The following is a 22,123-nucleotide window of genomic DNA, read 5'->3' on the forward strand; positions in this document are numbered from 1 at the left end:
GCGAAGGAGACAACACGAGCATGGCCGTTACCCGTACTGCCAAGGCCCACTGGGAAGGTTCGCTGCTGGAGGGAGGCGGCCAGGTCGACCTGCAGTCGTCCGGACTCGGCACGTTCGACGTGACCTGGGCCGCCCGGACCGAGCCGGAGGCCAGCGGCCGGACCAGCCCGGAAGAGCTGCTCGGTGCCGCGCACTCCGCGTGCTTCTCGATGGCGCTGTCGCACGCGCTGGCCCAGGCCGGGAACCCGCCGGCGGCGCTGGACACCCAGGCGGACGTCAGCTTCCAGCCGGGTGAGGGCATCACCGGCATCGTGCTGAAGGTCGTCGGCAACGTCCCGGGCCTGACCGCGGACCAGTTCGCCGAGTTCGCCGAAGGCGCGAAGAAGAACTGCCCGGTCTCGCAGGCGCTGTCGGCCCCGATCACCCTCGAGGTCAGCTTCACCGCCTGACAACCGTCACCACGCCGCCTTCAAAGCCGCCCTCACAGCTGGTCTGTGAGGGCGGCATTCGTTTGCGGGCCTAGGTGTGATGTCCAGGGAGGTTGTCCCGGTCGGCGTCGGTGAGCCTGTCTGACAGGTGAAGGCCTCCGGTTGTGAAGTGGAGCTGTCTAGGAACCGCTTCACGAACCAGGAGGCCTTCGTGTCCCACGCTAACGCTGCTCTGACCCCGCGCGCACGGTTGCGACTGGCGCGGCTGGTCGTCGATGAGGGCTGGACCTACGCGTCAGCCGCCGCGCTGTTCATGGTTGCCGCCAAGACCGCCCGCAAGTGGGCCGAGCGATACCGCGCCGAAGGGCCGGCCGGAATGGCCGACCGCAGCTCGAGACCGCGTCGCAACCCGACCAAGACACCCGCCCAGGTCGTGCGCCGGATCGTGCGGCTGCGATGGCGGCTTCGGCTCGGCCCGGTTCAGATCGCCGGGCGGCTCGACATGCCAGCCTCGACCGTGCACGCCGTACTGGTCAGATGCCGGATCAACCGACTCTCCCACATCGACCGAGCCAGCGGCGAGCCGCTGCGCCGCTACGAACACGACCACCCCGGCTCGCTGATCCACGTCGATGTCACCAAGTTCGGCAACATCCCCGACGGCGGCGGCTGGCGCTACGTCGGCCGCCGCCAGGGCTACCGCAACCAGGCCACGACACCAGGACTGCCCCGCGGCGCGGACCGCAAACCCCGCACCGGCAAAGCGTTCCTGCACACCGTGATCGACGACCACTCCCGCGTCGCCTACATCGAGATCCACCCCGACGAGAAAGCCACCACCGCCATCGGCGTCCTCCAACGCGCCGTGGCCTGGTTCGCCGACCACGGCGTCACCGTCGAACGAGTCCTGTCCGACATTCAATCTGGGTGGGCGAGTCCCGTGGCTTCTTGGCGGCCGACGAGGAGGATCGGGAGTCGTCCGGCACCTGCCCGTCAACGTTGCTTGACCGAGTGGAGCGCTCTGCGACTCCTTGCCTGTTGACCATGCTGGCGGGCGGGGCCTCTGCCGGAGTTCGAGATGCCCTGTTAGGAACCCGGCGACCACATCTGGTGGATCCCTGTTAGCGAATGTCTGGTGCGGATCGTGCTCCCACGGCGGTCCGGCGGCCGGAACCAGCGAATGCGAGCAGAGGAGTCCGGCAGTGATCCTTCGGATGGGCATCGACATCGCGGTGCGCGCGCCGCACCAGGCCAGCCTGGCCGACGAACGGGGACGGGTGCTGTGGTCCGGGCACCGCTTCCGCACTATCGCCGAGGACCTGGACCGGCTCTGGTCCAGACTCCCTGCCGACGCCGCGGTCGAGGAACTGACGGTTGTCATGGAGCCGACCCGCAACGCCTGGGTTCCACTTGCGGCATGGTTCCGCCGACGCGGCGTGCAGGTGGTGCTCGTGTCGGCGGAACGGTCCGCCGACTTGCGTGCCTACTACGCCAAGCACACCAAGAGCGACCGGCTGGACTCGGTGTTGTTGGCCCGGTTGCCGATGCTGCATCCCGAGGGGCTCCATCCCGAACGCGGCCTGGGGCCTGGTGATCCGCTGCGGCGGGCCACCAAACTGCATTCCACGTTGGTCAAGCGGCGCACCACCAGCCTGGCCAGGCTGGATGCGCTGCTGGAGATCCTCGGACCGCACTGGCATGCCGCGCTCAGCGGCGACCTGGCCAACAAGACCCCACTGCGGTTCCTGGCCGCGGGCTACGCCGATCCGCACAGCGTCAAGCGGCTAGGACGCTCACGGCTGGTCCGGTTCTTCCATCGCCACTCCCGCGGCGCCTGGGGCGAGCCGGAGGTCGACGCCATCCTCGCCGCGGCCACCGCCACACTCGAACTCTGGGATGACGAGCTCGGCTTCCCCGAGCTGGCCGAGGACATCGCAGTGGAGGCGCGCCTGGCGCTGGCGTTGACCGAGGAGATCAAGGAAGTCGACGAGCGGATCGCTGTGCTGGTCGCCCAGCGGGACCCGGCAGGCATCATCGCGTCCGTCCCCGGCGTCGGCGCCGTCACCGGCGCGGTCATCCTCGGCCGGCTCGGAGACGCCAGCCGCTTCGCATCACTCGCGGCGGTCCGAGGCTTCAGCGGCCTGGTGCCCTCACTGGACTCCTCAGGACTGTCCGGCAAACACGGCGGACCCACCAAACGCGGGGACGCACTGCTGCGCGAGGCACTGTTCATGAGCGCCAACCAGGCCCGTCGCTACGACCCGACCCTGGCAGCGAAGTACCACCGACTGATGGTCGAAGCCGGCAAGCACCACAACTCGGCCATGTGTCACATCGCCACCACACTGCTCACCCGCGTGGCTGCCTGCTGGAAGACCCAAACGTCCTACCAGTTGCGCGACGTCGACGGACGGCTCATCGACAAGACCGAAGCCAAGGCGATCATCGCACTGCACTACACCGTTCCCGACCACCTACGACGCGCACGCACAACAACGACCCCCGCCGCAGGGACGGGCCGGCGAAGCAAGGAGTCACAACGTGCTCCATCAACCGGCCCGTCCACCACCCACGCTAGACGCCCTGGCGCCGCTTGACATCTCTTAGGAACTCAACGGCTCGGCCTACAAGTCCCACGCCTGGCACGACGCCTGCACCAACCTCGGCATCACCTCGAAACACACCCGGCCCTACCGCCCCCAAACCAACGGCAAAATCGAGAGATTCCACCGCACCCTCGCCGACGGCTGGGCCTACACCCGCCACTACCAATCAGAAACCGAACGACGAACAGCCCTACCCACCTGGCTCCACTTCTACAATCACCACCGACCCCACTCCGCCATCGGAGGCCAACCACCCATCACCCGCCTAACCAACCTCCCTGGACATCACACCTAGGGCCGCGGCTCAGCGTGCGGGCGGTCGAGGGGTCTGCGGCTGGGTCGTCGCGGACTCGGTTGCCGGGCCTTCGCCGTCCGGTGCGGTCTCCTCGGCCTTCTCGGTGCCGCTGCCGACCCCCGAGGGCGCGCTGCTGTCCGGGTCGCGGGTGGTCAGGTTGCCGATCCGCAGGACCTCACCGTTGCGGACGTACCAGGTGGTGCCGTCCTCGCCGCGCAGGGTGGTGATCCGCAGCCCGACCGCGATCACGACCCCGGTCGCCTTCTCCATGTCGATCAGGTCGCCGACGCCGTACTGGTCCTCGAAGATCATGAAGACGCCGGCGAGGAAGTCCTTCACCAGCGTCTGCGCGCCGAAGCCGAGGGCGACGCCGATGATGCTCGCGGACGCGATCACCGGGAGGATGTTGAAGCCGAGCTCGGCCAGCACCATCACCACCAGGACGGCGGTCAGCACGATGGTCACCGCGCTGCACAGCAGGGACGCGATCGTCTCGGCCCGCTGGGCCCGGCGCTGGCTGGCCAGGGTGTTCTCGACGAAGTCCTGGCCGATCTTCGACTTCGCCAGCACACCGGCGACGGCGCCGTTCCCGGTCCGGCGGGCGAACCGGCGGATCACCTTGTGGAGCACCCAGCGGAGGACGAGGAAGCCGACGATCAGCCCGGCGATCCTGGCCGGGACCATGACGATCTGGTCGGTCACCTCCAGCTTGCCGTCGTTCCCGTACCGGAAGAAGGTCGGGAAGGTCTCGGGCAGCGAAAACAGGGGGTGACTGAACAAGGACACAAGGTAGCTGGTCAGAATAGGCATCTCGCCGCCCGATCTTAGTGAGTCCGACAAGGGAGACGCGACGCATGCCGAGCCGGCTGGATGACGAGCTGTCGAGGCTCGTGAGCGCGGGGGTGCTGCGCCAGTACCAGGCCGACGCACTGCGGGACGCGGCCGACGCCGAGGTCTCGGCGGCGCTGGCGGATCCGGGCCGGGCCCGGCCGCAGGAGCCCGCGGTGCCGGCGCCGGCGAAGCCGCGGACACCACCGCAGGCGACGCACGCGAGCGCGTTGATCGAGGTGCTCGGCTACATCGGCGGCGCGTTACTCCTCGGCGCGGTCGCACTGCTGACGGTGGCGAACTGGGGGGAGATGGGGCGCGCCGCCCGCGTGAGCACCGGCACCAGCGCCGCGGTCGTCCTGCTCGGGGCCGCCGCTGTCCTCGGCGTGCTGCGCCGCCGCGAGCAGCTCAGTTCGGCGCTCGGTTCGCTCGGGTGCTGCGTGGCCGGCTTCGCCACGTACGTCGCCATCGAGGGTGAGACCGGGCGGATCGCCGGGGTCGCGGTCGCGCTCGCGCTGGCCGGCGCCGGACTGTGGTGGCTGGCCGGCTCGTCGTTGCTAGTGGCAACCTTTGCGATCCTGGCCGTCGGTGTGCTGGTGATCACGGCCGATGTCCTCACTCCGGACACCGGCGCGACGAACAGCGCCGGAATCGCCGGCACCGGGTTCATCCTGGTCGCGTTCGTGCTGGCGATGCTCGGGCTGTTCCGGGACCAGGTGACCGCCTGGTCGCTCGCCGGTGCCGCGATGTTCAGCTCGTCGATCTGCTGGCTGATTCAGGAGCGCGGCGAGATCATGGCCCTCGCCGTCGGTACGGCGGGCCCGGCCGCGCTGCTGTTCGCGTACGGTCGCCGGCACGCGTCGGCGTACGCGGTGGTGGGCTGCGCGATCCTGCTGGTGATCTGGCCGACCGCGCTCTACCAGCTCACCGACAACGTGGCCGGTGTCGCCATCGGTCTGGTGATCGCGAGCAGCGCGCTGCTGCTCGCCGTACTCCTGCTGAGCCGTCGGCGCGCGAACCGGTGACAGCGCGCGAACGAGTAACAGTCCGGCGCGCGGCGTTGCGCGGAGGGGCAGTTGATACGGCAGACTCGCTGGGGTGACAGCTCCTACTCCGGCCCTTGTCGAGCTAGCGGTTGCCCATGGCGTGGCGACGGAGTACTGGAACTGGCAGGGCGAGCATGTGATCGTCTCCAGCGAAGTGGTGTCCGCAGTGCTCGCCGCACTCGGAGTGGACGCGTCCACGCCGGAGAAGGCGGCTGAAGCGCTGGAGGTGCACCGCCAGCAGCGCTGGCGGCGGACGCTGCCGGCCACTGTGGTGATGCGCGAGGGCTGGACCCCCTGGTTCGCCGTACACCTGCCGCACGGGTCCACCGCCGAGGTGTGGGTGGACCTGGAGGATGGCGGACAGCGGCGGGACATCGCGCAGCAGGACCACTGGGTCGAGCCGGAGTGGGTCGACGGTGTCCAGGTCGGTGAGGCGACGTTCCAGCTGCCGGGCGACCTGCCGAGCGGTTACCACCGGCTGTGCGCGCGGATCGGCAGCAGTCCGGAGATCGCGGTCGGCACGCTGATCGTGACCCCGCGCAAGCTGAAGCCGGAGAGGCTGCAACGCACCTGGGGCTGGGTGCTGCAGCTGTACTCGGTCCGCTCCCGCCGGTCCTGGGGCATCGGCGACCTGCACGACCTCGCGGACCTGGCCGCCTGGTCCGCGAGCGACCTCGGGGCCGGCTTCGTGCTGGTGAACCCGCTGCACGCCGCGGAGACCTCCGGCCGGATGGAGCCCTCGCCGTACCTGCCGGCGTCGCGACGCTTCGCCAACCCGATCTACCTGCGCATCGAGGACATCGACGAGTACGGCGACCTCGCGCCGGCCGAGCGGGATCGCGTCCGGGCCCTCAGCCTGCAGACGCGGGCGCTGAGCGAGGATCCGACCGCGCTAGACCGCGACACCGTGTGGGCGGCGAAGCGGGAGGCGCTGCAGCTGCTGTTCGGCGTACGGCCGTCGATCGGCCGGATCGCCGAGTACGGGGCGTACTGCGACCGCGAGGGCCAAGGACTGATCGACTTCGCCACCTGGGCCGCGATCGCCGACGTACACGGGCCGGAGTGGAGCAAGTGGCCCGAGGAACTGCAGGACCCGGTCTCCCCGGCCGTCGTTGCCTTCCGCAACGAGAACCCGGACGCCGTGGAGTTCCACTGCTGGCTGCAGTGGCAGCTGGACGACCAGCTCGCCCGCACGCAGGCCCGGGCGAAGGCGGCCGGCATGTCGCTGGGCGTCGTACACGACCTGGCGGTCGGCGTACACCCGGACGGTGCGGACGCGTGGGCGCTGCAGGACGTGCTGGCACCGGGCATCCACGTCGGTGCGCCGCCGGACGCGTTCAACCAGCAGGGTCAGGACTGGTCCCAGCCGCCGTGGCGGCCGAACGCGCTGGCCGAGACCGGGTACGCCGCCTGGCGCGACCTGGTCCGGGCGGTGATGCGGCACGGCGGCGGACTGCGGATCGACCACATCCTCGGCATGTTCCGGCTGTGGTGGGTCACGTCGCCGGAGCGCCCGACCGAGGGGACCTACGTCCGGTACGACCATGAGGCACTGGTCGGCATCCTGGTGCTGGAGGCCAGCCGGGCCGGGGTGACCGTCATCGGTGAGGACCTGGGCACGGTCGAGCCGTGGGTGCGCGACTACCTGACCGAGCGCGGAGTTCTCGGTACGTCGGTGCTGTGGTTCGAGCGGGACCGCCACGGCGCCCCGCTGGCGCCGGAGCGGTGGCGTGAGCTGTGCCTGGCCACGGTGACCACCCACGACCTGCCGCCGACCGCCGGGTACCTCGCCGGCGACCACGTGGAGCTTCGCCACCGGCTCGGACTGCTCACTCGGCCGGTCGCCGAGGAGCTCGAGGTGGACGAGGCCGAGCGGGACTCCTGGCTCAACGCACTCCGCGAGCGCCACCTGCTCAGCAACACCGATGGTGACGTCGAGCGCATCGTCGAGGCCCTCCACCGGTACGTCGCGCACACGCCGGCGAAGCTGGTCGGGGTGGCGCTAACGGATGCGGTCGGCGAGCGCCGTACGCAGAACCAGCCGGGCACCACGGACGAGTACCCGAACTGGCGCGTGCCGCTCAGCGGACCGGACGGCTCACCCGTCTTGGTCGAGGACCTCCCCAACAACCAACGCCTCCGTCGACTGATCGGTGCGCTCAACATCTAGTCACCACTCGCTCACGAAGTGTTGACAATAGATTTGAACGGTTGTTTTCTATGTGACCAGAAGGCGCCTTCCTTCACTGTCTATCCGCCCCAACAGTCGAAGGAGTTTGTCCGCATGCTCCGATTACTCCGATCACGCAAACTCAGCCTGGCCGGAATCGCTGTCGGCGCCCTCGCGCTGACCGTCAGCACCTCGGTCCCGCTGGCCTACGGTCACGGGTACACGACCGGGCCGACCAGTCGTGCCAAGCACTGCCAGAACGGCGCCGTGCAGAACTGTGGCCAGATCCAGTGGGAGCCGCAGAGCGTGGAAGGTCCGAAGGGCTTCCCGGCCGCCGGGCCTGCCGACGGCAAGCTCTGCTCGGCCGGGCTGGCGCAGTTCGCCGAGCTGGACGACCAGCGCGGGGGAGCGTGGCCGGCTGAGCAACTGACGGCCGGTCAGAGCTACAACTTCCGCTGGTACCTGACGGCACCGCACTCCACCGCCGACTTCAAGTACTACATCACCAAGCAGGGCTGGAACCAGAACGCCCCGCTGACCCGGTCGGCGCTCGACCTGAATCCGTTCCTCACCGTGACGATGGACGGCGGGCGGCCGCCGAACAACGTCAGTCACCCGGGCACGGTGCCGGGCGGCCGGACCGGACGGCACATGATCCTGGCCGTCTGGACGATTGCCGACACGGCGAACGCCTTCTACCAGTGCTCGGATGTTCGTTTCTGATTCAACCGCACGTTTCGTCAATATCTTTCCTGGGAAGTGCACTCCTTGAAATATCCGCCCCGTATTTCAAGGAGTGTCCCCATGAAGACTGTCCTCCGTCGGGTTCTCGTCCCGGTCGTCGCCGTACTGGCCGGACTGCTGCCCGGTGTGGTCGCGGTCGAGCAGGCCGCCGCGGTCACCAAGATGACGCACTCGCAGGCGACCTCGATCTTCCGGGCCGCCGGGATCACCTGGTCGTCCAGCGGTGGTTGCTCGGACTGGAACAACCCGACCTGCACGTCGTTCACCAACATCAACGACAGCACCGTGTACGGCGTCCGCACGCTGAAGCAGGCGAGCGGGTGCGCGATCAACCTCACGGGTGGTACCGAGGTCGGGCACGCGGGTGGCACCTACAGCCACCGGAACGGCTACAAGGTCGACTTCTCGCTGTACACCTGCGTCGGGAACTACATCCGCAACACGTTCACCCGGATCGCCGACCGTGGTGACGGAGCCGCCCAGTGGCGCAGCGGCGCCGGCAACATCTACGCCCTCGAGAGCAACCACTGGGACGTGACGTACTACAACTGCGGCGGTTGCTGATCCAAGAGCACCGCGCTCCGCGCGGGCTGGAGGGAGGCAACTGCGGCGGCTGCTGATCCAAGAGCACCGCGCTTCGCGCGGGCTGGAGGAGGCAACTGCGGCGGTTGCTGAGGCGCTGCGCTGCGTGGGATGCCGGGGGACTAGGCTCTGGGTGTGATCACTGAAGTTTCCGGCCACACCCTGCTGGTGTTCGTCGGCATCCCCGCACTGGTCATCGCGGTGGTGGCGCTGCTGGTCTACGCGCCGTCCATCGCGACCGGACCGCGCTACCGCCCTGGCCTGTCCTGGTGGGCGCCGCCGGTCTGGATCAACGGACCGACCGCCACCAAGCCCGACCCCGCCAACCTTCCCGAGTTGCCCGGCGCACCGGGGACCACCGCGAGCGCCGGTGCAGGCGTCGCCCGTTCGACCGGAGGCGCAAGTGCCAGCTGGTGACGCATTCACCCCGGACCAGCTCTACGACATCGAGAAGGCGGTCCGGCACGCCGAAGAGGTCTCCGGCCTGCGCTTCTCCGTGTACGTCGGTGGAGCCGACTCCGAGACCCGTCCGTTCGCGCTGGAGCTGCTGAACGAGCTGGACGACCCGGACCACAGCGTCCTGGTGTACGTCGACCCGGCCGGCCGTCGGCTGGAGATCGTCACCGGTGCGGTCGCGCGACGGCAGCTCTCGGACGCCGCGGCCGGCCTGGCCGCCCTCTCCATGCAGACGTCGTTCGCCACCGGTGACCTGACCGGCGGTCTGGTCACCGGCGTCCAGCAACTGGGTGCGCACGCTCACCAGGCGCCGCTGCTGCACGCGAACGAGCCGCACAAGCAGTGAGCCGGCCGGTCCAGCCACACCGGATCGACCTGGGCGACGCCGTACTGCGCCCGTTCGCGTGGACCGACGAGCCCGCGGTCGCGGAAGCGCTCAGGGACGAGGGCATCCTGCGCTGGACCGCGGGTACGGCGGTGATCCGCACGCCCGCGGACCAGCGGGCCAAGCGCTGGCTCGAGCCCCGGATCGACGGCTGGACCCGCGGCAGCGCGGTGTTCGCGATCGCGGACGCCGACGCTGACCAGGTGCTCGGCAGCGTCTCGGTCCGCGACATCGACCGCGTGCCGGACCAGGCGGTGGTGGCGTACTGGGTCAGCCCTGCGGCGCGCGGCCGCCGGCTTGCCGGCCGCGCACTGGACGCCGCGGCCCGGTGGGCGTTCGCGGACGACGGGCTCGGTCTGCACCGGCTGTCGCTCGACCATGCACTCGTCAACGAGGGCTCCTGCCGCGTCGCGACGTACGCCGGGTTCCGGCTCGAGGGCACGATGCGCGACTACTACGTCGAGCCGTCCGGCCGGCGGCACGACTCCCACCTGCACGCCCGGCTGGCGACCGACCCGGTCGAGTAGCGCGCAGTCAGCTCGCCGGCGCGACCGCCGGTTCGAACGTCGGGCAGGCGGTGTTGCTGTAGGCGGCCTGGGTCTTCGGGGTAGCGCACAGGTCGCCCATCGCCGCCGCGGAAGTGCCGGGACCGAGGTAGACCATCCAGGTGTCGAGTACCGGCTGCATGGAGCTGTTGGCGATGCCCGGGTACTGCCCGTCGACCAGCATGGCCTTGGCCGGGACGCCGGCGGTGATCATCTTGATCGCGGTGGCCTTCGCCAGTTGCTCTGCGTCCATGCCGACGTCGGTCGGGTACTTCTCCATCACGACGATCCACTGACCGCGTTTGAAAGCCGGTGTGGCCGGCCCGGTGTTCGGCGTCGCGGTCGCCTTCGCCTTCGGCGGCACCGAGGAGACCGGTGGCTTGCGGTCGGCCTTGGCGGTGTTGACCGACGGGGACGGATCCGAGCTCTTGGCTGCCACCCCCGGTGCCGACGGGGCCGATCCGCCGTCGGCCGCGGCGCCGATCCGGAAGCCTTCCTCGACCGGCGGGGTCGACGACCCCCGGGTCAGGATGAACGCGAACACGGCGACCATCGCGGCCGCGGCGACGATCGCCGCGCCGACCGCGCTGTGCGAGCGCTGGGGCCGGTGGGACGTGCTCTGCCGGGTCTCGGCCCGCTGCCGAGGTGGGCTTTTGTGCTGGCTCCGGGAGGGGCTCTTGTGGCTCCGGGAGGGGCTTCTGTGCTGGCTCCGGGCGGTGCGGGCGGGTGGCCGCCGGTGATCCACGGGTGTCACGGCAAGGGTCCCTCCCCAGATTCCCTTGTGGCGGATAGTGCGTGCAGCTTAAACCGAACCATCCGGTAAGTGAGTAGTACTCACGTGACGAGAATCTCCTTCTCCGCAAGGAATCGCGGGCCGGAGTCGGCGTCTCACTGTGTGCTGAAGAGCAATCGTTTGATGGGTTACCGGTAGCGTTCGCGCTACCACCGTCCGGGTCCGTGGGCGATGGTGGGAAATCCCCGCCGCTGAAAGTCTCCAGGCAAGTGCTTGACCGATCTGGGGGGGTTCGAGATGAGACTCACGCCGCTGATCCTGACCGTCGCGGTGACGCTCGCGGCTTCCGTCGTACCGGCGACGGCGGTGGCCGGGCGATCGACGTTGCAGGCGGACGCCGATGCGATCCGGGATGCCGGAGTGACTGGCGTACTCGCGCGCGAGACCACCCCGCATGGCTCGCGATTGGCGGTGAGCGGGGTGGCCGAGCTGGGCAGGCATCGGCCGCCGCGACTGGACGGCCGGTTCCGGATCGGCAGCACCAACAAGGCTCTGGTCGCGACCGTCGTACTGCAGCTGGTCGCGGAGCGCCGGATGGGCCTGGACGACTCCGTCGAGAAGTGGTTGCCGGGCCTCGTGCAGGGCAACGGGTACGACGGCCGGCGGATCACCGTCCGGCACCTGCTGCAGCACACCGCCGGCATCTACGACGGCAACTTTCCGAGCATCGAGAGCGCCGAGGAGTACTACGAGCGTCGCTACCGGGTCCACACCGAGGAAGAGATCGTGCGAGCCGGGCTCAGTCATCCGCCCGACTTCCAGCCGGGTGAGAGCTGGAGCTACTCCAACACCGGCTACGACCTCGTCGGCCTGGTCATCAAGGCCGTCACCGGCCGGAGCTGGTACGACGAGGTCGACCGGCGGATCGTCCGTCCGCTGAAGCTACGGGACACGTACTTCCCGGGCACGGACCCGCGGATCGTGGGACCGCACGCCCACGGGTACACGCGGTTCACCGCGGGCGAGTACACCGACACGACCGAACTGATCGACGCGGACGCCTCCGGCGGCTACATCTCGACAGTCGCGGATCTGGACGTCTTCGTCCGGGCCTTGTTCGGCGGGCGGCTGCTGAAGCCTGCGCAGTTGCGCGAGCTGATGCGGACGGTGCCGGTCGACGAGCAGACGACCGAGTTCTGGCCGGGCGCCCGGTACGGACTCGGCGTCGCCTCGAGGGACCTGCCCTGCGGCGGCACGGTGTGGATCCCGGGCGGCGACCAGATCGGGTACAAGACCCGGCTCGGGACGACCGCGGACGGCCGGCACAGCGTGGTCGTCTCTATGTCGACCCAGCTCAACGACTCCCTGGACGCAGCTCTGGCACAGGAGCGGGTCGCGAAGGATCTCGTCGACCACGCGATCTGCTAGGTGCCGGACGGGATTCCGGTCTGTTTGGGTTGGGGGCGGGTGTCGAGGGCGTCGTCGAGCCAGGCGTCGACGTCGACCTGGGCGCTGAGGATGTGCTCGACGTACGACGCCCGCTCGTGGCTCAGCACTTCGAGCTCCCAGACGCACGGGGCCGCACCGATCGGGGCGGGGCGCAGATCGTCGACCTCCATCCCGCTGAAGATGCTCAGCCGGGACTGGAAGTCCTTCGCCCAGCTCTGCACGACCAGATAGATCCCGTCGTCGCCGAGGTGTAGCACGACCACGCCCAGCCCGACCGCCCCCATCGCGTCGTCGAACTCGAGCTGCCGCGAGGCGGTGGCCCGGGCGGCCTCGACCATCTGGACGTCCCACTGCCGTCCGCGCGCGGTGATGACATACGGCTTCACCAGGCGGTGCGGATAGCGCCAGGGCATCAGCGGAGTGACAGGACGAGGGCGGTAGGCCTCGGCCAGTCCGGTCAGCGCAACGGCTGCCGCACCGGCCAGGGCGGGGTCAGAAGCGGGCACCCGACCAGTCTTACCTCAGGCCGGTCCAACACGACACCGGCGGTCTCAGCGCGAGACCGCCGGCACCGTGGTCAGCTCGCGTCGTTCAGCTCGCGTCGCGGGCCTGCGCGGCCAGCGCGCGGGTCAGGTCGGCCTGGGCCTCGCTGACGTAGCGGAGGGTGGGAGCGTCCACCGACGACGACTCCGTCGACAGCCAGGTCGTGAGTGCATCCAGCGCCGACTGCTCGGCCAGGTTGCGCGGCGACAGGTAGACCAGCACGTTCTCGCCCATCGACGAGCCGAGGCGGGTGTAGACGTCCTTGGCCGCGGTCAGGTACTTCTCGACGTACGGTCGCAGGAGCTCTTCCTGGCCGGGCTGCTGGAAGCCGAGGATGGTCCGGAACTGGGTCTCGTTCGGGGTGTCGCCGGACTCGACCGCGATCCGCCAGGCCTCCTCCTTGGCCTCGGCGGTCGGCCGGGCCGCGCGTGCCTGGGCGGCCCGCTCCTGGCCGGTGATCGTGGTGTCCCGGGTCAGCTCGTCCTCGATCTCGTCCGCGCCGATCCGGCCGAGCCGGGCGAGCGCGACGATGAGCGTCCAGCGCAGGTCGGTGTCGACCACCAGGCCGGACGGCAGGTCGCGGTCGTCGAGCCACGCGGCCAGGCGGTCGGCGCCGGCGTCGGAGTACACCGCGGAGCTGTACGCCCGGGCGAACGCCAGCTGGTGGTCGCTGCCCGATTCGGCCGCGGTGAGCAGCCCGGACAGCGCCTCCTCGAACTGTGCCCGCAGGGCCGGCCGGTTCTCCGGGGCGGAGTACAGGTTGATCGCGCTGGTCGCCTGGGCGAGCAGGGAGCGTACGCCGGTCAGGTCGGTCTCGGCCTTGATCCCGCGCAGCACGATCCCGACGTACTGGCTGGCCGGCATCTCGGCGTCCCGGGTCATGTCCCAGGCCGCACCCCAGGCGAGGGCCCTGGGCAACGACTCGGGCAGCTGGTCGATCGACTCGACCAGCGTGTTCCGGGACCGCTCGTCCAGCCGGATCTTGGCGTAGGTGAGGTCGTCGTCGTTCAGCAGCACGAGATCCGGCTGGGTAGCGCCGACCAGCTCGGCGAGCTCGGTGCGCGGCCCGTCGATGTCCACCTCGAACCGCTCGGTCCGCACCAGTCCCTCGCCGGTCCGCCGGTACAGGCCGACCGCGAGCCGGTGCGGCCGCAGGACCGGGAAGTTCTCCGCCGCGGTCTGCTCGATCGCGAACGACGTGAACGCACCCTCGGCGTCGACCGCGAAGTCGGCGCGCAGCGTGTTCACCCCGGCTGTCCGCAGCCAGCGCTCGGTCCAGTCGTCCAGGTCCCGCCCGGACGCCTTCTCCAGCGGCTTCAGCAGATCGGTCAGCTCGGTGTTGCCGAACGCGTGGTCGGAGAAGTACTCCTTGAGCGCGCTGATGAACGTGTCCTCGCCGACGAACGCGACCAGTTGCCGCAGCGTCGACGCACCCTTGGCGTAGGTGATGCCGTCGAAGTTCACCTCGACCGCGTGGAAGTCGACCATGTCGGCCGCGATCGGGTGCGTCGAGGGCAGCTGGTCCTGCCGGTAGGCCCAGTTCTTCCGCGCGTTGCAGAACGTCGTCCAGGCACCGGCGTACTTGGTCGTGGCCACCGCCTGGGCCCAGTGGCTGGCCCACTCCGCGAACGACTCGTTCAGCCACAGGTCGTCCCACCAGGTCATCGTGACCAGGTCGCCGAACCACATGTGCGCGAGCTCGTGCAGCACGGTGTTGGCACGGGCTTCCAGCTCCGCGTGCGTCGTCCGGCTGCGGAACAGGTACTCGTCCCGCAGGGTCACGCAGCCCGCGTTCTCCATCGCGCCCATGTTGTACTCCGGCACGAACGCCTGGTCGTACTTGTGGAACGGGTACGGCGTCCCGAACGCCTTCTCGAACAGCTCGAAGCCCTGCTTGGTCACCTCGAACAGGTCCTCGACGTCGAGGGCGCCCTTGAGCGACGGCCGGCACAGCAACGACAGCGGATAGCTGCCGTGCGGCCCGTCGTAGGTGTCCGTGACCACGTGGTACGGACCGGCGACCACGGCGGTGATGTACGTCGACATCCGCTCGGTCCGCGGGAACTCCCAGCGGGCCAGCTCCTCGCCGTTCTCTCCCTGGTACGGCGTGGGCTCGGGCGTCGGCGCGTTCGAGATGACGACCCAGCGGGCCGGCGCGGAGACGGTGAAAGTGAAAGGGGCCTTGAGGTCGGGCTGCTCGAACGTGGTGAACACCCGTCGGGCGTCCGGCACCTCGAACTGGGTGTAGAGGTAGGTCTCCTTGTCGGCCGGGTCGACCGAGCGGTGCAGCCCTTCACCGGTGCGCGAGTAGGTGCAGTCCGCGACCACGGTCAGCGTGTTGTGGTCCGCCAGCCGGTCCAGCTGGACGCGAGCGCCGTCGTACACCGTGTCCGGATCGAGCGCGCGGCCGTTCAGGGTCACCGCCCGCACCGTCTCCGCGATCAGGTCGGCGAACGTGCTCGCGCCGGCCACGGCGGCGAAGGTGATGGTGGTCACCGACCGGAAGGTCGGAGCGCCGGTCGGGGCGTTGGTCAGGTCGAGCTCGATCAGGTACTCGACGTCGCTGACCACCCCGGCACGGGTACGCGCTTCGTCGCGCGTCAGGTTGGTTCCAGGCATGTCCGCATCCTATGCAGCCCGCTGTGAGCTTGGCCGAGGGTTTCCCCGCGACATTGGGTATTGGATACCAGACCGGTACCTACGATTCTTCAACTTTGTATGATGGTGAATATGACTGCCTCTGCCGATTTCTGGTTCGACCCCGCCTGCCCCTGGGCCTGGATGACGTCCCGCTGGATGCTCGAGGTCGAGCAGGTCCGTGACGTGACGACCACCTGGCACGTGATGAGCCTGGCCATCCTGAACGAGGAGCGTGACGACCACGACGCCAACTGGCAGCGCAAGCTCGGCATCGTCCGGGTGCTGATCGCCGCCGAGCAGGCCCACGGCAACGCCGTCCTGCTGCCGCTGTACACCGCCCTCGGGAATCGTATCCACGTCGAGGGCCGTGGCATCAACGGCGAGGGTGTGCTCGAGGAGTCGCTGGCCGAGGCCGGCCTGCCGGCCGCGCTGCTCGAGGCCGCGGACTCCGACCGGTACGACGACGCGCTGCGCAAGTCCCACCTCGAGGGCATGGACCTGGTCGGCATGGAGGTGGGTACGCCGGTGATCGCCGTCGAGGGCACCGCTTTCTTCGGTCCAGTGGTCACGCCCGCCCCGAAGGGCGAGGCGGCCGGCAAGCTCTGGGACGGCGTCCGCCTGGTGGCCGGCACCGAGGGGTTCTTCGAGATCAAGCGGACCCGCGACCGGGGTCCGGTCTTCGACTGATTAAGTCTGTCGTACAGGGCTTGTCTCCGGCCGCGCAGGCGGGTGAAGGTTGCTCACCGAAGAGTCCCCTCAGTGGTGAGTAGGTTCCCGATGACAGTTCCCGTCCCTTCCGGTGTGACCGCGGGTATCGCCGTCTACGACCGCCGGAGCGGTCAGCTCGTCCAGCGACACAACGAGGACCACCGGTTCCGGTCCGCCTCCGTGGTGAAGCTGCTGATCGTGCTCGACTACCTCTGGGACCGCGCGCCGGAGTACGACCTACCGGATGCGGACCGGGACCGGCTCGACGCGATGCTGCGCAGCAGTGACGACGACGCGGCGAGCCACTACTGGGACGAGCTGGGTGGCGCGGCTCTCGTCGACCGGATGGTGAAGCGGCTCGGCCTGACGCACACGGCCGGGCCGCCCGCCACCCACCCGGGGTTCTGGGGGTACGTCGCCATCACGGCCGCGGACACCATCCGGATCTACCGGTACCTGCTGGAGGAGGCTCCGGCGCCGGTGCGGGAGTACGTGATGGATCTGCTGCGGCGGGCGACCCGGCACGGCACCGACGGCTTCGACCAGTACTTCGGCATCGCGTCGGCCTTCCCCGGGGAGTTCAGCATCAAGCAGGGCTGGTCCGGCTTCCTCGGGGCGAGCGGCTACGGCTCCGACCGGGCCAAACCCCAGGACACCGGGCTGGATCTGCGTAGTGATGCCCTGCACACCACCGGGACGGTCGGCCCCGACGACCGGGCCATCGTCGCGCTGTACACGCTGCACCCGGCCGGTACGCCGTACGAGCAGGCCTACGCCGACGTGACCCGGATGACCGAGGCGCTGACCGTGCCCGGCGTGCCGGAGCGTCGGTAGGAGGTGCAAGACTTCGGCCATGCGAGTGCACATCGGCTCCGACCATGCCGGCTTCGAACTGAAGAACCACCTCGTCCAGCACCTCACGGCTGCCGGGCACGACGTCGTCGACCACGGCCCGGAGGTGTACGACGCGGTCGACGACTACCCGCCGTACTGCCTGCGGGTGGGCGAGGGGGTGGCCAAGGAGGACGGCAGTCTGGGCGTCGTGATCGGTGGCTCGGGCAACGGCGAGCAGATCGCGGCGAACAAGGTCAAGGGGGTCCGGGCGGTCCTGGCCTGGAGCACCGACACCGCCCGGCTCGGCCGCGAGCACAACAACGCGAACGTGATCAGCGTCGGGGCGCGGATGCACTCCGAGGACGAGGCGACCGGGTTCGTCGAGACGTTCCTGGCCACCGGCTACTCGGGCGAGGACCGGCACACCCGGCGGATCGACATGCTGTCGGCCTACGAGTCGACCGGGGAGCTGCCGCCGCTGTCCTGATCCTTGGCGTCAGCCTTGGCATCCTGGTCCGGTCGCAGCACCGGCCGGCGGTCGACCTGCTGACGCGGCCGGGAGACGTCGCGGGCGCGCATCGACCGTCCGGTCCCGACCACGGCCGGAGTGGGCGGACCGCTCCGGCCGGACTTCGCACCACCTGTCGTACCCATAAGAGGAATCATGCCTGAAGGTCACACGCTGCACCGGCTGGCGAACGACGTCTGGGACGCGTTCGGCGGCCGCCCGGTCCGCGCGTCCAGCCCGCAGGGCCGGTTCGCCGAGGGCGCCGGCCTGCTGGACGGGCACGTGCTGCGGCAGACCGAGGCCCACGGCAAGCACTTCTTCGCCGACTTCGAGGGCGCCGGCTGGCTGCACATCCACCTCGGCCTGATCGGCAAGGTCGACTTCGGCGCGGCGCCGGTGCCCGAGCCGGTCGGCCAGGTCCGCCTCCGCCTGCAGAACGAGACGGCGTACGCCGACCTGCGCGGAGCGATCGTGTGCGAGGTGCTGACCGATCCCGAGCGCGAGTCGCTGATCGCCCGGCTCGGTCCCGACCCGCTGCGCGACGACGCGGATCCCGAGCTGGCCTGGAAACGAATCCATCGCAGCAAGCTGCCGATCGGGCAACTGCTGATGGACCAGGCCGTGCTCAGCGGCGTCGGCAACGTCTACCGCGCGGAGGTGCTGTTCCGGGCCAAGCTGCATCCGATGACCCGTGGCCACCTGGTGAAGAAGCGCGAGTGGCTGGGGATGTGGAACGACCTGCTCGCGCTGATGAAGTACGGCGTCGAGACCGGCCGGATCGACACCGTTGCCGACGACCACACTCCCGAGGCGATGGGCCGGGACCCGCGCCGCGACGACCACGGCGGTGAGGTGTACGTGTACCGGCGTCAGGGGCAGCGGTGCCACGTCTGTCACTCGGTCGTCCGGACCGAATTGCTGGCCGGACGCAACTTGTTCTGGTGCCCCCGGTGCCAGCGCACCGGGCTCACCCGCAAGAGCTGACAGTCATCAGTTGGGTTACGACCGGATGCGCGGACCGAGGAGTGCCGTTATCTTCTTCACACCATGAACAGGAGCGGCGGTCTCGCTGAGGTACGACGGATCGGCCGCCGGGTCGATGCGCTGGTGCGGCGCGCGCGGAGGTCGCACCATCTCGCGTTCGCCGCGCTGCTGCTGACGACGCTGGCCGGCGGTGCGTTCAGCCTGGCCTGGCCGTCGCAGGTGCCGGCGTCGTTGCTGGTGATCCCGCTGCTGCTCGGCGGACTGCTGCTGCGGTTCCGGCAGCTCCTCGCGCTGACGCTGATCTCGCTGGCGGCCGGGTCGTACATCGTCATGTCGCGGCCGCCCGAGCTGCCGAAGACCGGCTTCGTACTGGTGCTCGGCGTCGTCGGATGGATCGTGATCACCTCGGCCAAGGTGCGCAACCGGCTCGGCGTACCGGGCACCCGCGGCGAGTCGATGCTGATGGAGTTGCGCGACACGCTGACCGCCCAGGGCGAGCTGCCGAACCTCCCGTCGGGTTGGTGGGCCGACTACGCGATCAGGTCCGCGGGCGGCTCGACGTTCTCCGGTGACTTTGTGGTGTCGACGACCCGCGACGACCTGCTCGAGATCGCGCTGGTCGATGTCTCCGGCAAGGGAATCGACGCGGGCACCCGGGCGCTGCTGCTGTCCGGGGCGTTCGGCGCGCTGCTCGGCGTCGTCCGGGTGGAGGAGTTCCTGCCGTCGGCGAACCAGTACCTGCGGCGGCAGGACTGGGACGACGACTTCGCCACGGTGGTGCACGTCGCCGTCGACCTGAAGACCGGGGACTTCGACGTCCGGACGGCCGGTCACCCGCCGGCGATCCAGTTCGACGCGTGGTCGGGGCGGTGGCAGACCCGGGACACCGACGGGCCGCTGCTCGGGTTGGTGGAGACACCGGACTTCGAGCTCAACCACGGGCACCTCAAACCGGGCGACGCGTTGTTCCTGTACAGCGACGGGATGGTTGAGACGCCGCTGCGGGACATCGGCCGGGGGACGGACCGGCTCGCGGGACACGCGGAACGCCTTGTCGCACAGGGCTTCCAGGGCGGTGCCTCCGAGCTCGTCGACGCGGCCGGAGGTCCCGGCGACGACTCCGCGGTGGTGATCATCCACCGGAAACCGCACGGTTGACGTGCGCGGTCCGGCGATGGCGTAGCCTGCACGCTCGTGACGACCGACAAAGATGTCTCGTTCGACGCCGGCCCGGACCGGGCGGCGCCGGACGTGTCGTTCGAGGAGCTGCTCGCGCTGATGCCGGACGCGGTCCGCGACGTGTTCCCGCCGTACCGCTGGCAGCTGGAGAAGCTGTGGGAGCTGGACCTCAAGGTCGAGCCGGTCGAGGTCGCGGATCTGGTGTGGATGTTCGACCTGCCGCTGTGGCAGCTCGACGGTGAGCGCTTCAAGGTCACCCCGAACCAGGTCGCCGCGACGCCGATGAACTACCGCGCCCACTACCAGCGGGTGATGGACGCCGACCTCGACCTTCCGGTCAACCTGGTCGCGTACCGGGGCCGTCTGGTCGTGCTGGACGGCGTCCACCGGTTGCTCAAGGCCCACTTCCTCCGGCGGCGGTGGATCGAGGCGACGATCGCCACGGCGACCCAGCTCCGGTCCTGCGCACCCTGACCTGATGTGCAAGTGGTGACTTGCGCCTGGCTGCGTCGCGTGGCAGGGTGAGGGCATGGAAAGCACGGTGGAGCGTGAGGTGTACGTCGAAGCGCGGCCGGAGGTGGTGTGGGCGGCCGTGACCCAGCCGGAGAGCTTCGCCCGGTGGTACGCGTTCGGCGGAGCGGAGATCGACCTGCGGCCGGGCGGCCGGATGGTGATGCGGTGGGACGAGCACGGGGAGTATCGCGGGTTCGTGGAGAAGGTCGAGCCGGGCCGGAGGTTCGCCTACCGGTACGCCGTCGATCCCGGAGTGGAGCCGCTCCCGGGGAATTCGAACCTGGTGGAGTTCACCCTCACCCCGGAAGGCGAGGGGACGCGGTTGCGGGTGGTGGAGAGCGGCTTCGACCGACTCGAGGTCGGGGCGGAGGAGCAGCTGAAGCGGGCGGACGAGTCGGCCCAGGGCTGGGACGGTGGTCTGGCCGTGCTCGCGGAGTTGGCGCCGACGCTGTGAGCGAGCTGACCGGCGCCGGGCGGCCCCTCGTCCAGGTGGACGGCGTGCTCGAGGCGCTGGGCGATCCGACCCGGCGGATCGTGGTGGAGTTGCTGGCGGCCGGTGGTGGGCGGACGGCGACGTCACTCGCCGGGGACCTGCCGGTGACCAGGCAGGCCGTCGTCCAGCATCTCGCCGTACTGCGGGAGGCCGGGCTGGTGGAGAGCCGGCGCGAGGGGCGCGAGGTGCGGTTCGAGTTGCGCCCCGCCGCGCTGACCGCGACGGCGGCGTGGATGGCCGATGTCGCGGCGCAGTGGGACCACCGGCTGGCGATTATCGCCGAGATCGCCGAGACCGCGGCCGTGGAGGCGATGCTCGCGGACGAGACACGCCGGGACGATTGATGATGACGCGTCACCATCTAGGATCGGTGACATGACTCCGAACGACGACGAGTACGCGCCGAGTCCGACCGGCTGGGTGCGCACCCAGGTGGAGAAGATCGAGGCGGCCGGGACCACGGCAGCGGTCAAGATCATGGGGCGGCCGGTGGTGCTCCTGACCATGCGCGGCGCCAAGTCGGGCAAGATCCGCAAGGTGCCGCTGATGCGGATCGAGCACAACGGTCTCTACGTGGCTGTCGGCTCGGACGGCGGCTCCTCGAAGCACCCGGTCTGGTACCACAACCTCAAGGCCGACCCCAAGATCACGCTCCAGGACGGCGAGATCACCAAGGAGTACGTCGCCCGCGAGCTCGAGGGCGCCGAGTACGACAAGTGGTGGCCGCGGTCGGTCGCCGGCTTCCCGCAGTACGCCGAGTACCAGAAGAAGACGGCCCGCAAGATCCCGCAGTTCCTGCTGGAGCCGGTCGGTCAGTAGCTGAGCCAGACCATGGTGGCGCCGGCGGCGATCTTCAGGATGCCGTCGGTCACCCACAACACCCGGTACGGGATCCCGGGGACCAGCAGGCCGATGCCTGCGTTGACGATGCAGAGCAGGCCCAGCAGCCCGCAGATCGGTCCGTGTGAGAACGCCAGGATCAGGAAGTGGACGCCGACCACGAGCAGGATCCACAACCAGAACTCGCGGGAGTCCCGGTCCGGGACCTTGGCGACCACCAGGTTGACCAGGCCGACCTCGGCGACCACGCCGATGCCGAACGCGACGTACTGATAGATCGCCGGATAGCCGAGGCCCTCGAAGATCGTCTTGGTGATCCCGCCGATCATCATCACGAGCACGGCCAGGGCCGCGCCGGTGATCAGCCCGGGCAGGAGCCAGCGGCGGCCGCCGATCCCGCCGACGACGAGGCCGAGGCCGACGAGCACCAGGAGGGCTCCACCGCCCCGCATCAGCGGGAACGTGCGAGCCATGTCTGTAAGGTCTGGGAACAGATCCACGGCGGAACGGTACAGGGTGACCGATCCAGCCCAGGGGTTGTGAGACGCTGGGTCTCTGCCACGTTGCACCTGCCTGGCACGGCGCGCGCTGCGTCGATCGAGTTCTGGGAGTCG

25 protein-coding genes and 2 pseudogenes are annotated in these 22,123 nt (G+C 69.6%); 21 read left to right on the plus strand and 6 right to left on the minus strand.

Annotation, left to right across the window (positions count from 1 at the left end; all coding sequences use genetic code 11):
• Positions 1–20: 20 nt before the first annotated feature.
• The 4 genes and pseudogenes from ACQPYZ_RS10410 to ACQPYZ_RS10425 form a co-directional block, all read left to right on the plus strand.
• On the plus strand, positions 21–449 hold the full coding sequence (locus tag ACQPYZ_RS10410; RefSeq protein WP_433167249.1) for an OsmC family peroxiredoxin: 429 nt from the start codon (positions 21–23) through the stop codon (positions 447–449).
• A 190-nt stretch (positions 450–639) separates the two neighbouring features.
• Positions 640–1,407: pseudogene (locus ACQPYZ_RS10415) on the plus strand (helix-turn-helix domain-containing protein); the annotation flags it as partial.
• Positions 1,408–1,630: 223 nt separating this feature from the next.
• Complete coding sequence (locus ACQPYZ_RS10420; protein WP_433167224.1) at positions 1,631–3,025, plus strand: IS110 family transposase; 1,395 nt, start codon at positions 1,631–1,633, stop codon at positions 3,023–3,025.
• Positions 3,026–3,041: 16 nt separating this feature from the next.
• Positions 3,042–3,329: pseudogene (locus ACQPYZ_RS10425) on the plus strand (integrase core domain-containing protein); the annotation flags it as partial.
• A gap of 9 nt (positions 3,330–3,338) precedes the next feature.
• Here ACQPYZ_RS10425 and ACQPYZ_RS10430 read toward each other — a convergent pair.
• Positions 3,339–4,115 carry a mechanosensitive ion channel family protein gene (locus tag ACQPYZ_RS10430; RefSeq protein ID WP_433169652.1) on the minus strand — a complete coding sequence of 259 codons (777 nt, stop codon included), beginning with the start codon at positions 4,113–4,115 and terminating at the stop codon, positions 3,339–3,341.
• A 68-nt stretch (positions 4,116–4,183) separates the two neighbouring features.
• On the opposite strand from ACQPYZ_RS10430, the gene ACQPYZ_RS10435 reads away from it, so the two are divergent.
• From ACQPYZ_RS10435 to ACQPYZ_RS10465, 7 genes are all read left to right on the plus strand, one after another.
• On the plus strand, positions 4,184–5,182 hold the full coding sequence (locus ACQPYZ_RS10435; RefSeq protein WP_433167250.1) for a hypothetical protein: 999 nt from the start codon (positions 4,184–4,186) through the stop codon (positions 5,180–5,182).
• Positions 5,183–5,255: 73 nt separating this feature from the next.
• Positions 5,256–7,373, plus strand: a complete 2,118-nt coding sequence (gene malQ / locus ACQPYZ_RS10440; protein ID WP_433167251.1) for a 4-alpha-glucanotransferase — start codon at positions 5,256–5,258, stop codon at positions 7,371–7,373.
• A 114-nt stretch (positions 7,374–7,487) separates the two neighbouring features.
• Positions 7,488–8,096 (plus strand): lytic polysaccharide monooxygenase auxiliary activity family 9 protein, encoded by a 609-nt coding sequence (locus ACQPYZ_RS10445; RefSeq protein WP_433167252.1) that lies wholly within the window; start codon positions 7,488–7,490, stop codon positions 8,094–8,096.
• Between the two features lie 81 nt (positions 8,097–8,177).
• The gene (locus tag ACQPYZ_RS10450; RefSeq protein ID WP_433167253.1) at positions 8,178–8,681 is read left to right on the plus strand and encodes a hypothetical protein; all 504 of its coding nucleotides are present in this window, start codon (positions 8,178–8,180) and stop codon (positions 8,679–8,681) included.
• Positions 8,682–8,834: 153 nt separating this feature from the next.
• Positions 8,835–9,116: an aa3-type cytochrome oxidase subunit CtaJ gene (gene ctaJ, locus ACQPYZ_RS10455; RefSeq protein WP_433167254.1), complete on the plus strand. Its 282-nt coding sequence runs from the start codon at positions 8,835–8,837 to the stop codon at positions 9,114–9,116.
• Entirely contained in the window at positions 9,103–9,501 is a 399-nt protein-coding gene (locus ACQPYZ_RS10460) for a DUF5130 family protein (RefSeq protein WP_433167255.1), read from the plus strand. Before ctaJ ends, ACQPYZ_RS10460 begins: the two co-directional genes overlap by 14 nt.
• Entirely contained in the window at positions 9,498–10,067 is a 570-nt protein-coding gene (locus ACQPYZ_RS10465; protein ID WP_433167256.1) for a GNAT family N-acetyltransferase, read from the plus strand. Before ACQPYZ_RS10460 ends, ACQPYZ_RS10465 begins: the two co-directional genes overlap by 4 nt.
• A 7-nt stretch (positions 10,068–10,074) precedes the next feature.
• Here ACQPYZ_RS10465 and ACQPYZ_RS10470 read toward each other — a convergent pair whose 3' ends face one another.
• Positions 10,075–10,839 carry a hypothetical protein gene (locus ACQPYZ_RS10470; protein WP_433167257.1) on the minus strand — a complete coding sequence of 255 codons (765 nt, stop codon included), beginning with the start codon at positions 10,837–10,839 and terminating at the stop codon, positions 10,075–10,077.
• Positions 10,840–11,115: 276 nt separating this feature from the next.
• On the opposite strand from ACQPYZ_RS10470, the gene ACQPYZ_RS10475 reads away from it, so the two are divergent.
• A complete protein-coding gene (locus ACQPYZ_RS10475) occupies positions 11,116–12,246 on the plus strand; it encodes a serine hydrolase domain-containing protein (RefSeq protein WP_433167258.1) in 1,131 nt (376 codons plus the stop codon).
• On the opposite strand, the gene ACQPYZ_RS10480 is transcribed toward ACQPYZ_RS10475, so the two are convergent.
• Positions 12,243–12,773 carry a hypothetical protein gene (locus ACQPYZ_RS10480; protein ID WP_433167259.1) on the minus strand — a complete coding sequence of 177 codons (531 nt, stop codon included), beginning with the start codon at positions 12,771–12,773 and terminating at the stop codon, positions 12,243–12,245. The two genes, ACQPYZ_RS10475 and ACQPYZ_RS10480, sit on opposite strands and share 4 nt — an antisense overlap.
• An 85-nt stretch (positions 12,774–12,858) precedes the next feature.
• The gene (gene pepN, locus ACQPYZ_RS10485; protein WP_433167260.1) at positions 12,859–15,429 is read right to left on the minus strand and encodes an aminopeptidase N; all 2,571 of its coding nucleotides are present in this window, start codon (positions 15,427–15,429) and stop codon (positions 12,859–12,861) included.
• A gap of 111 nt (positions 15,430–15,540) precedes the next feature.
• Here pepN and ACQPYZ_RS10490 point away from each other — a divergent pair, with 111 nt between their 5' ends.
• The 3 genes from ACQPYZ_RS10490 (at position 15,541) to ACQPYZ_RS10500 (ending at position 17,479) form a co-directional block, all read left to right on the plus strand.
• Entirely contained in the window at positions 15,541–16,137 is a 597-nt protein-coding gene (locus ACQPYZ_RS10490; protein WP_433167261.1) for a mycothiol-dependent nitroreductase Rv2466c family protein, read from the plus strand.
• Positions 16,138–16,227: 90 nt separating this feature from the next.
• Positions 16,228–16,992, plus strand: a complete 765-nt coding sequence (locus ACQPYZ_RS10495) for a hypothetical protein (protein WP_433167262.1) — start codon at positions 16,228–16,230, stop codon at positions 16,990–16,992.
• A 19-nt stretch (positions 16,993–17,011) separates the two neighbouring features.
• Complete coding sequence (locus ACQPYZ_RS10500) at positions 17,012–17,479, plus strand: ribose-5-phosphate isomerase (protein WP_433167263.1); 468 nt, start codon at positions 17,012–17,014, stop codon at positions 17,477–17,479.
• On the opposite strand, the gene ACQPYZ_RS10505 is transcribed toward ACQPYZ_RS10500, so the two are convergent.
• Positions 17,443–17,646, minus strand: a complete 204-nt coding sequence (locus ACQPYZ_RS10505) for a hypothetical protein (protein ID WP_433167264.1) — start codon at positions 17,644–17,646, stop codon at positions 17,443–17,445. The genes ACQPYZ_RS10500 and ACQPYZ_RS10505 overlap by 37 nt on opposite strands.
• 10 nt (positions 17,647–17,656) lie before the next feature.
• On the opposite strand from ACQPYZ_RS10505, the gene ACQPYZ_RS10510 reads away from it, so the two are divergent.
• The 6 genes from ACQPYZ_RS10510 (at position 17,657) to ACQPYZ_RS10535 (ending at position 21,488) form a co-directional block, all read left to right on the plus strand.
• Complete coding sequence (locus ACQPYZ_RS10510) at positions 17,657–18,484, plus strand: Fpg/Nei family DNA glycosylase (protein ID WP_433167265.1); 828 nt, start codon at positions 17,657–17,659, stop codon at positions 18,482–18,484.
• A 63-nt stretch (positions 18,485–18,547) separates the two neighbouring features.
• Positions 18,548–19,642, plus strand: a complete 1,095-nt coding sequence (locus ACQPYZ_RS10515) for a PP2C family protein-serine/threonine phosphatase (protein WP_433167266.1) — start codon at positions 18,548–18,550, stop codon at positions 19,640–19,642.
• Positions 19,643–19,678: 36 nt separating this feature from the next.
• A complete protein-coding gene (locus ACQPYZ_RS10520; RefSeq protein WP_433167267.1) occupies positions 19,679–20,137 on the plus strand; it encodes a hypothetical protein in 459 nt (152 codons plus the stop codon).
• Between the two features lie 55 nt (positions 20,138–20,192).
• A complete protein-coding gene (locus tag ACQPYZ_RS10525; RefSeq protein ID WP_433167268.1) occupies positions 20,193–20,630 on the plus strand; it encodes an SRPBCC domain-containing protein in 438 nt (145 codons plus the stop codon).
• A complete protein-coding gene (locus tag ACQPYZ_RS10530; RefSeq protein ID WP_433167269.1) occupies positions 20,627–21,013 on the plus strand; it encodes an ArsR/SmtB family transcription factor in 387 nt (128 codons plus the stop codon). Before ACQPYZ_RS10525 ends, ACQPYZ_RS10530 begins: the two co-directional genes overlap by 4 nt.
• A 31-nt stretch (positions 21,014–21,044) precedes the next feature.
• Positions 21,045–21,488 (plus strand): nitroreductase family deazaflavin-dependent oxidoreductase, encoded by a 444-nt coding sequence (locus tag ACQPYZ_RS10535; protein ID WP_433167270.1) that lies wholly within the window; start codon positions 21,045–21,047, stop codon positions 21,486–21,488.
• Here ACQPYZ_RS10535 and ACQPYZ_RS10540 read toward each other — a convergent pair.
• Positions 21,482–21,982 (minus strand): DUF6609 family protein, encoded by a 501-nt coding sequence (locus ACQPYZ_RS10540; RefSeq protein WP_433167271.1) that lies wholly within the window; start codon positions 21,980–21,982, stop codon positions 21,482–21,484. The two genes, ACQPYZ_RS10535 and ACQPYZ_RS10540, sit on opposite strands and share 7 nt — an antisense overlap.
• Positions 21,983–22,123: the final 141 nt, after the last annotated feature.

Source organism: Kribbella sp. CA-247076 (assembly GCF_050942445.1).
Lineage (GTDB): Bacteria > Actinomycetota > Actinomycetes > Propionibacteriales > Kribbellaceae > Kribbella.

Coding starts and splice junctions, on each gene's coding strand:
- ACQPYZ_RS10525 (WP_433167268.1), top strand. CDS start 20,193: ATGGAAAGCACGGTGGAGCGTGAGGTGTACGTCGAAGCGCGGCCGGAG.
- ACQPYZ_RS10505 (WP_433167264.1), bottom strand. CDS start 17,646: ATGGGTACGACAGGTGGTGCGAAGTCCGGCCGGAGCGGTCCGCCCACT.
- pepN (WP_433167260.1), bottom strand. CDS start 15,429: ATGCCTGGAACCAACCTGACGCGCGACGAAGCGCGTACCCGTGCCGGG.
- ACQPYZ_RS10435 (WP_433167250.1), top strand. CDS start 4,184: ATGCCGAGCCGGCTGGATGACGAGCTGTCGAGGCTCGTGAGCGCGGGG.
- ACQPYZ_RS10475 (WP_433167258.1), top strand. CDS start 11,116: ATGAGACTCACGCCGCTGATCCTGACCGTCGCGGTGACGCTCGCGGCT.
- ACQPYZ_RS10490 (WP_433167261.1), top strand. CDS start 15,541: ATGACTGCCTCTGCCGATTTCTGGTTCGACCCCGCCTGCCCCTGGGCC.
- ACQPYZ_RS10515 (WP_433167266.1), top strand. CDS start 18,548: ATGAACAGGAGCGGCGGTCTCGCTGAGGTACGACGGATCGGCCGCCGG.
- ACQPYZ_RS10510 (WP_433167265.1), top strand. CDS start 17,657: ATGCCTGAAGGTCACACGCTGCACCGGCTGGCGAACGACGTCTGGGAC.
- ACQPYZ_RS10445 (WP_433167252.1), top strand. CDS start 7,488: ATGCTCCGATTACTCCGATCACGCAAACTCAGCCTGGCCGGAATCGCT.
- ACQPYZ_RS10535 (WP_433167270.1), top strand. CDS start 21,045: ATGACTCCGAACGACGACGAGTACGCGCCGAGTCCGACCGGCTGGGTG.
- ACQPYZ_RS10450 (WP_433167253.1), top strand. CDS start 8,178: ATGAAGACTGTCCTCCGTCGGGTTCTCGTCCCGGTCGTCGCCGTACTG.
- ACQPYZ_RS10495 (WP_433167262.1), top strand. CDS start 16,228: ATGACAGTTCCCGTCCCTTCCGGTGTGACCGCGGGTATCGCCGTCTAC.
- ACQPYZ_RS10410 (WP_433167249.1), top strand. CDS start 21: ATGGCCGTTACCCGTACTGCCAAGGCCCACTGGGAAGGTTCGCTGCTG.
- ACQPYZ_RS10540 (WP_433167271.1), bottom strand. CDS start 21,982: ATGGCTCGCACGTTCCCGCTGATGCGGGGCGGTGGAGCCCTCCTGGTG.
- ACQPYZ_RS10500 (WP_433167263.1), top strand. CDS start 17,012: ATGCGAGTGCACATCGGCTCCGACCATGCCGGCTTCGAACTGAAGAAC.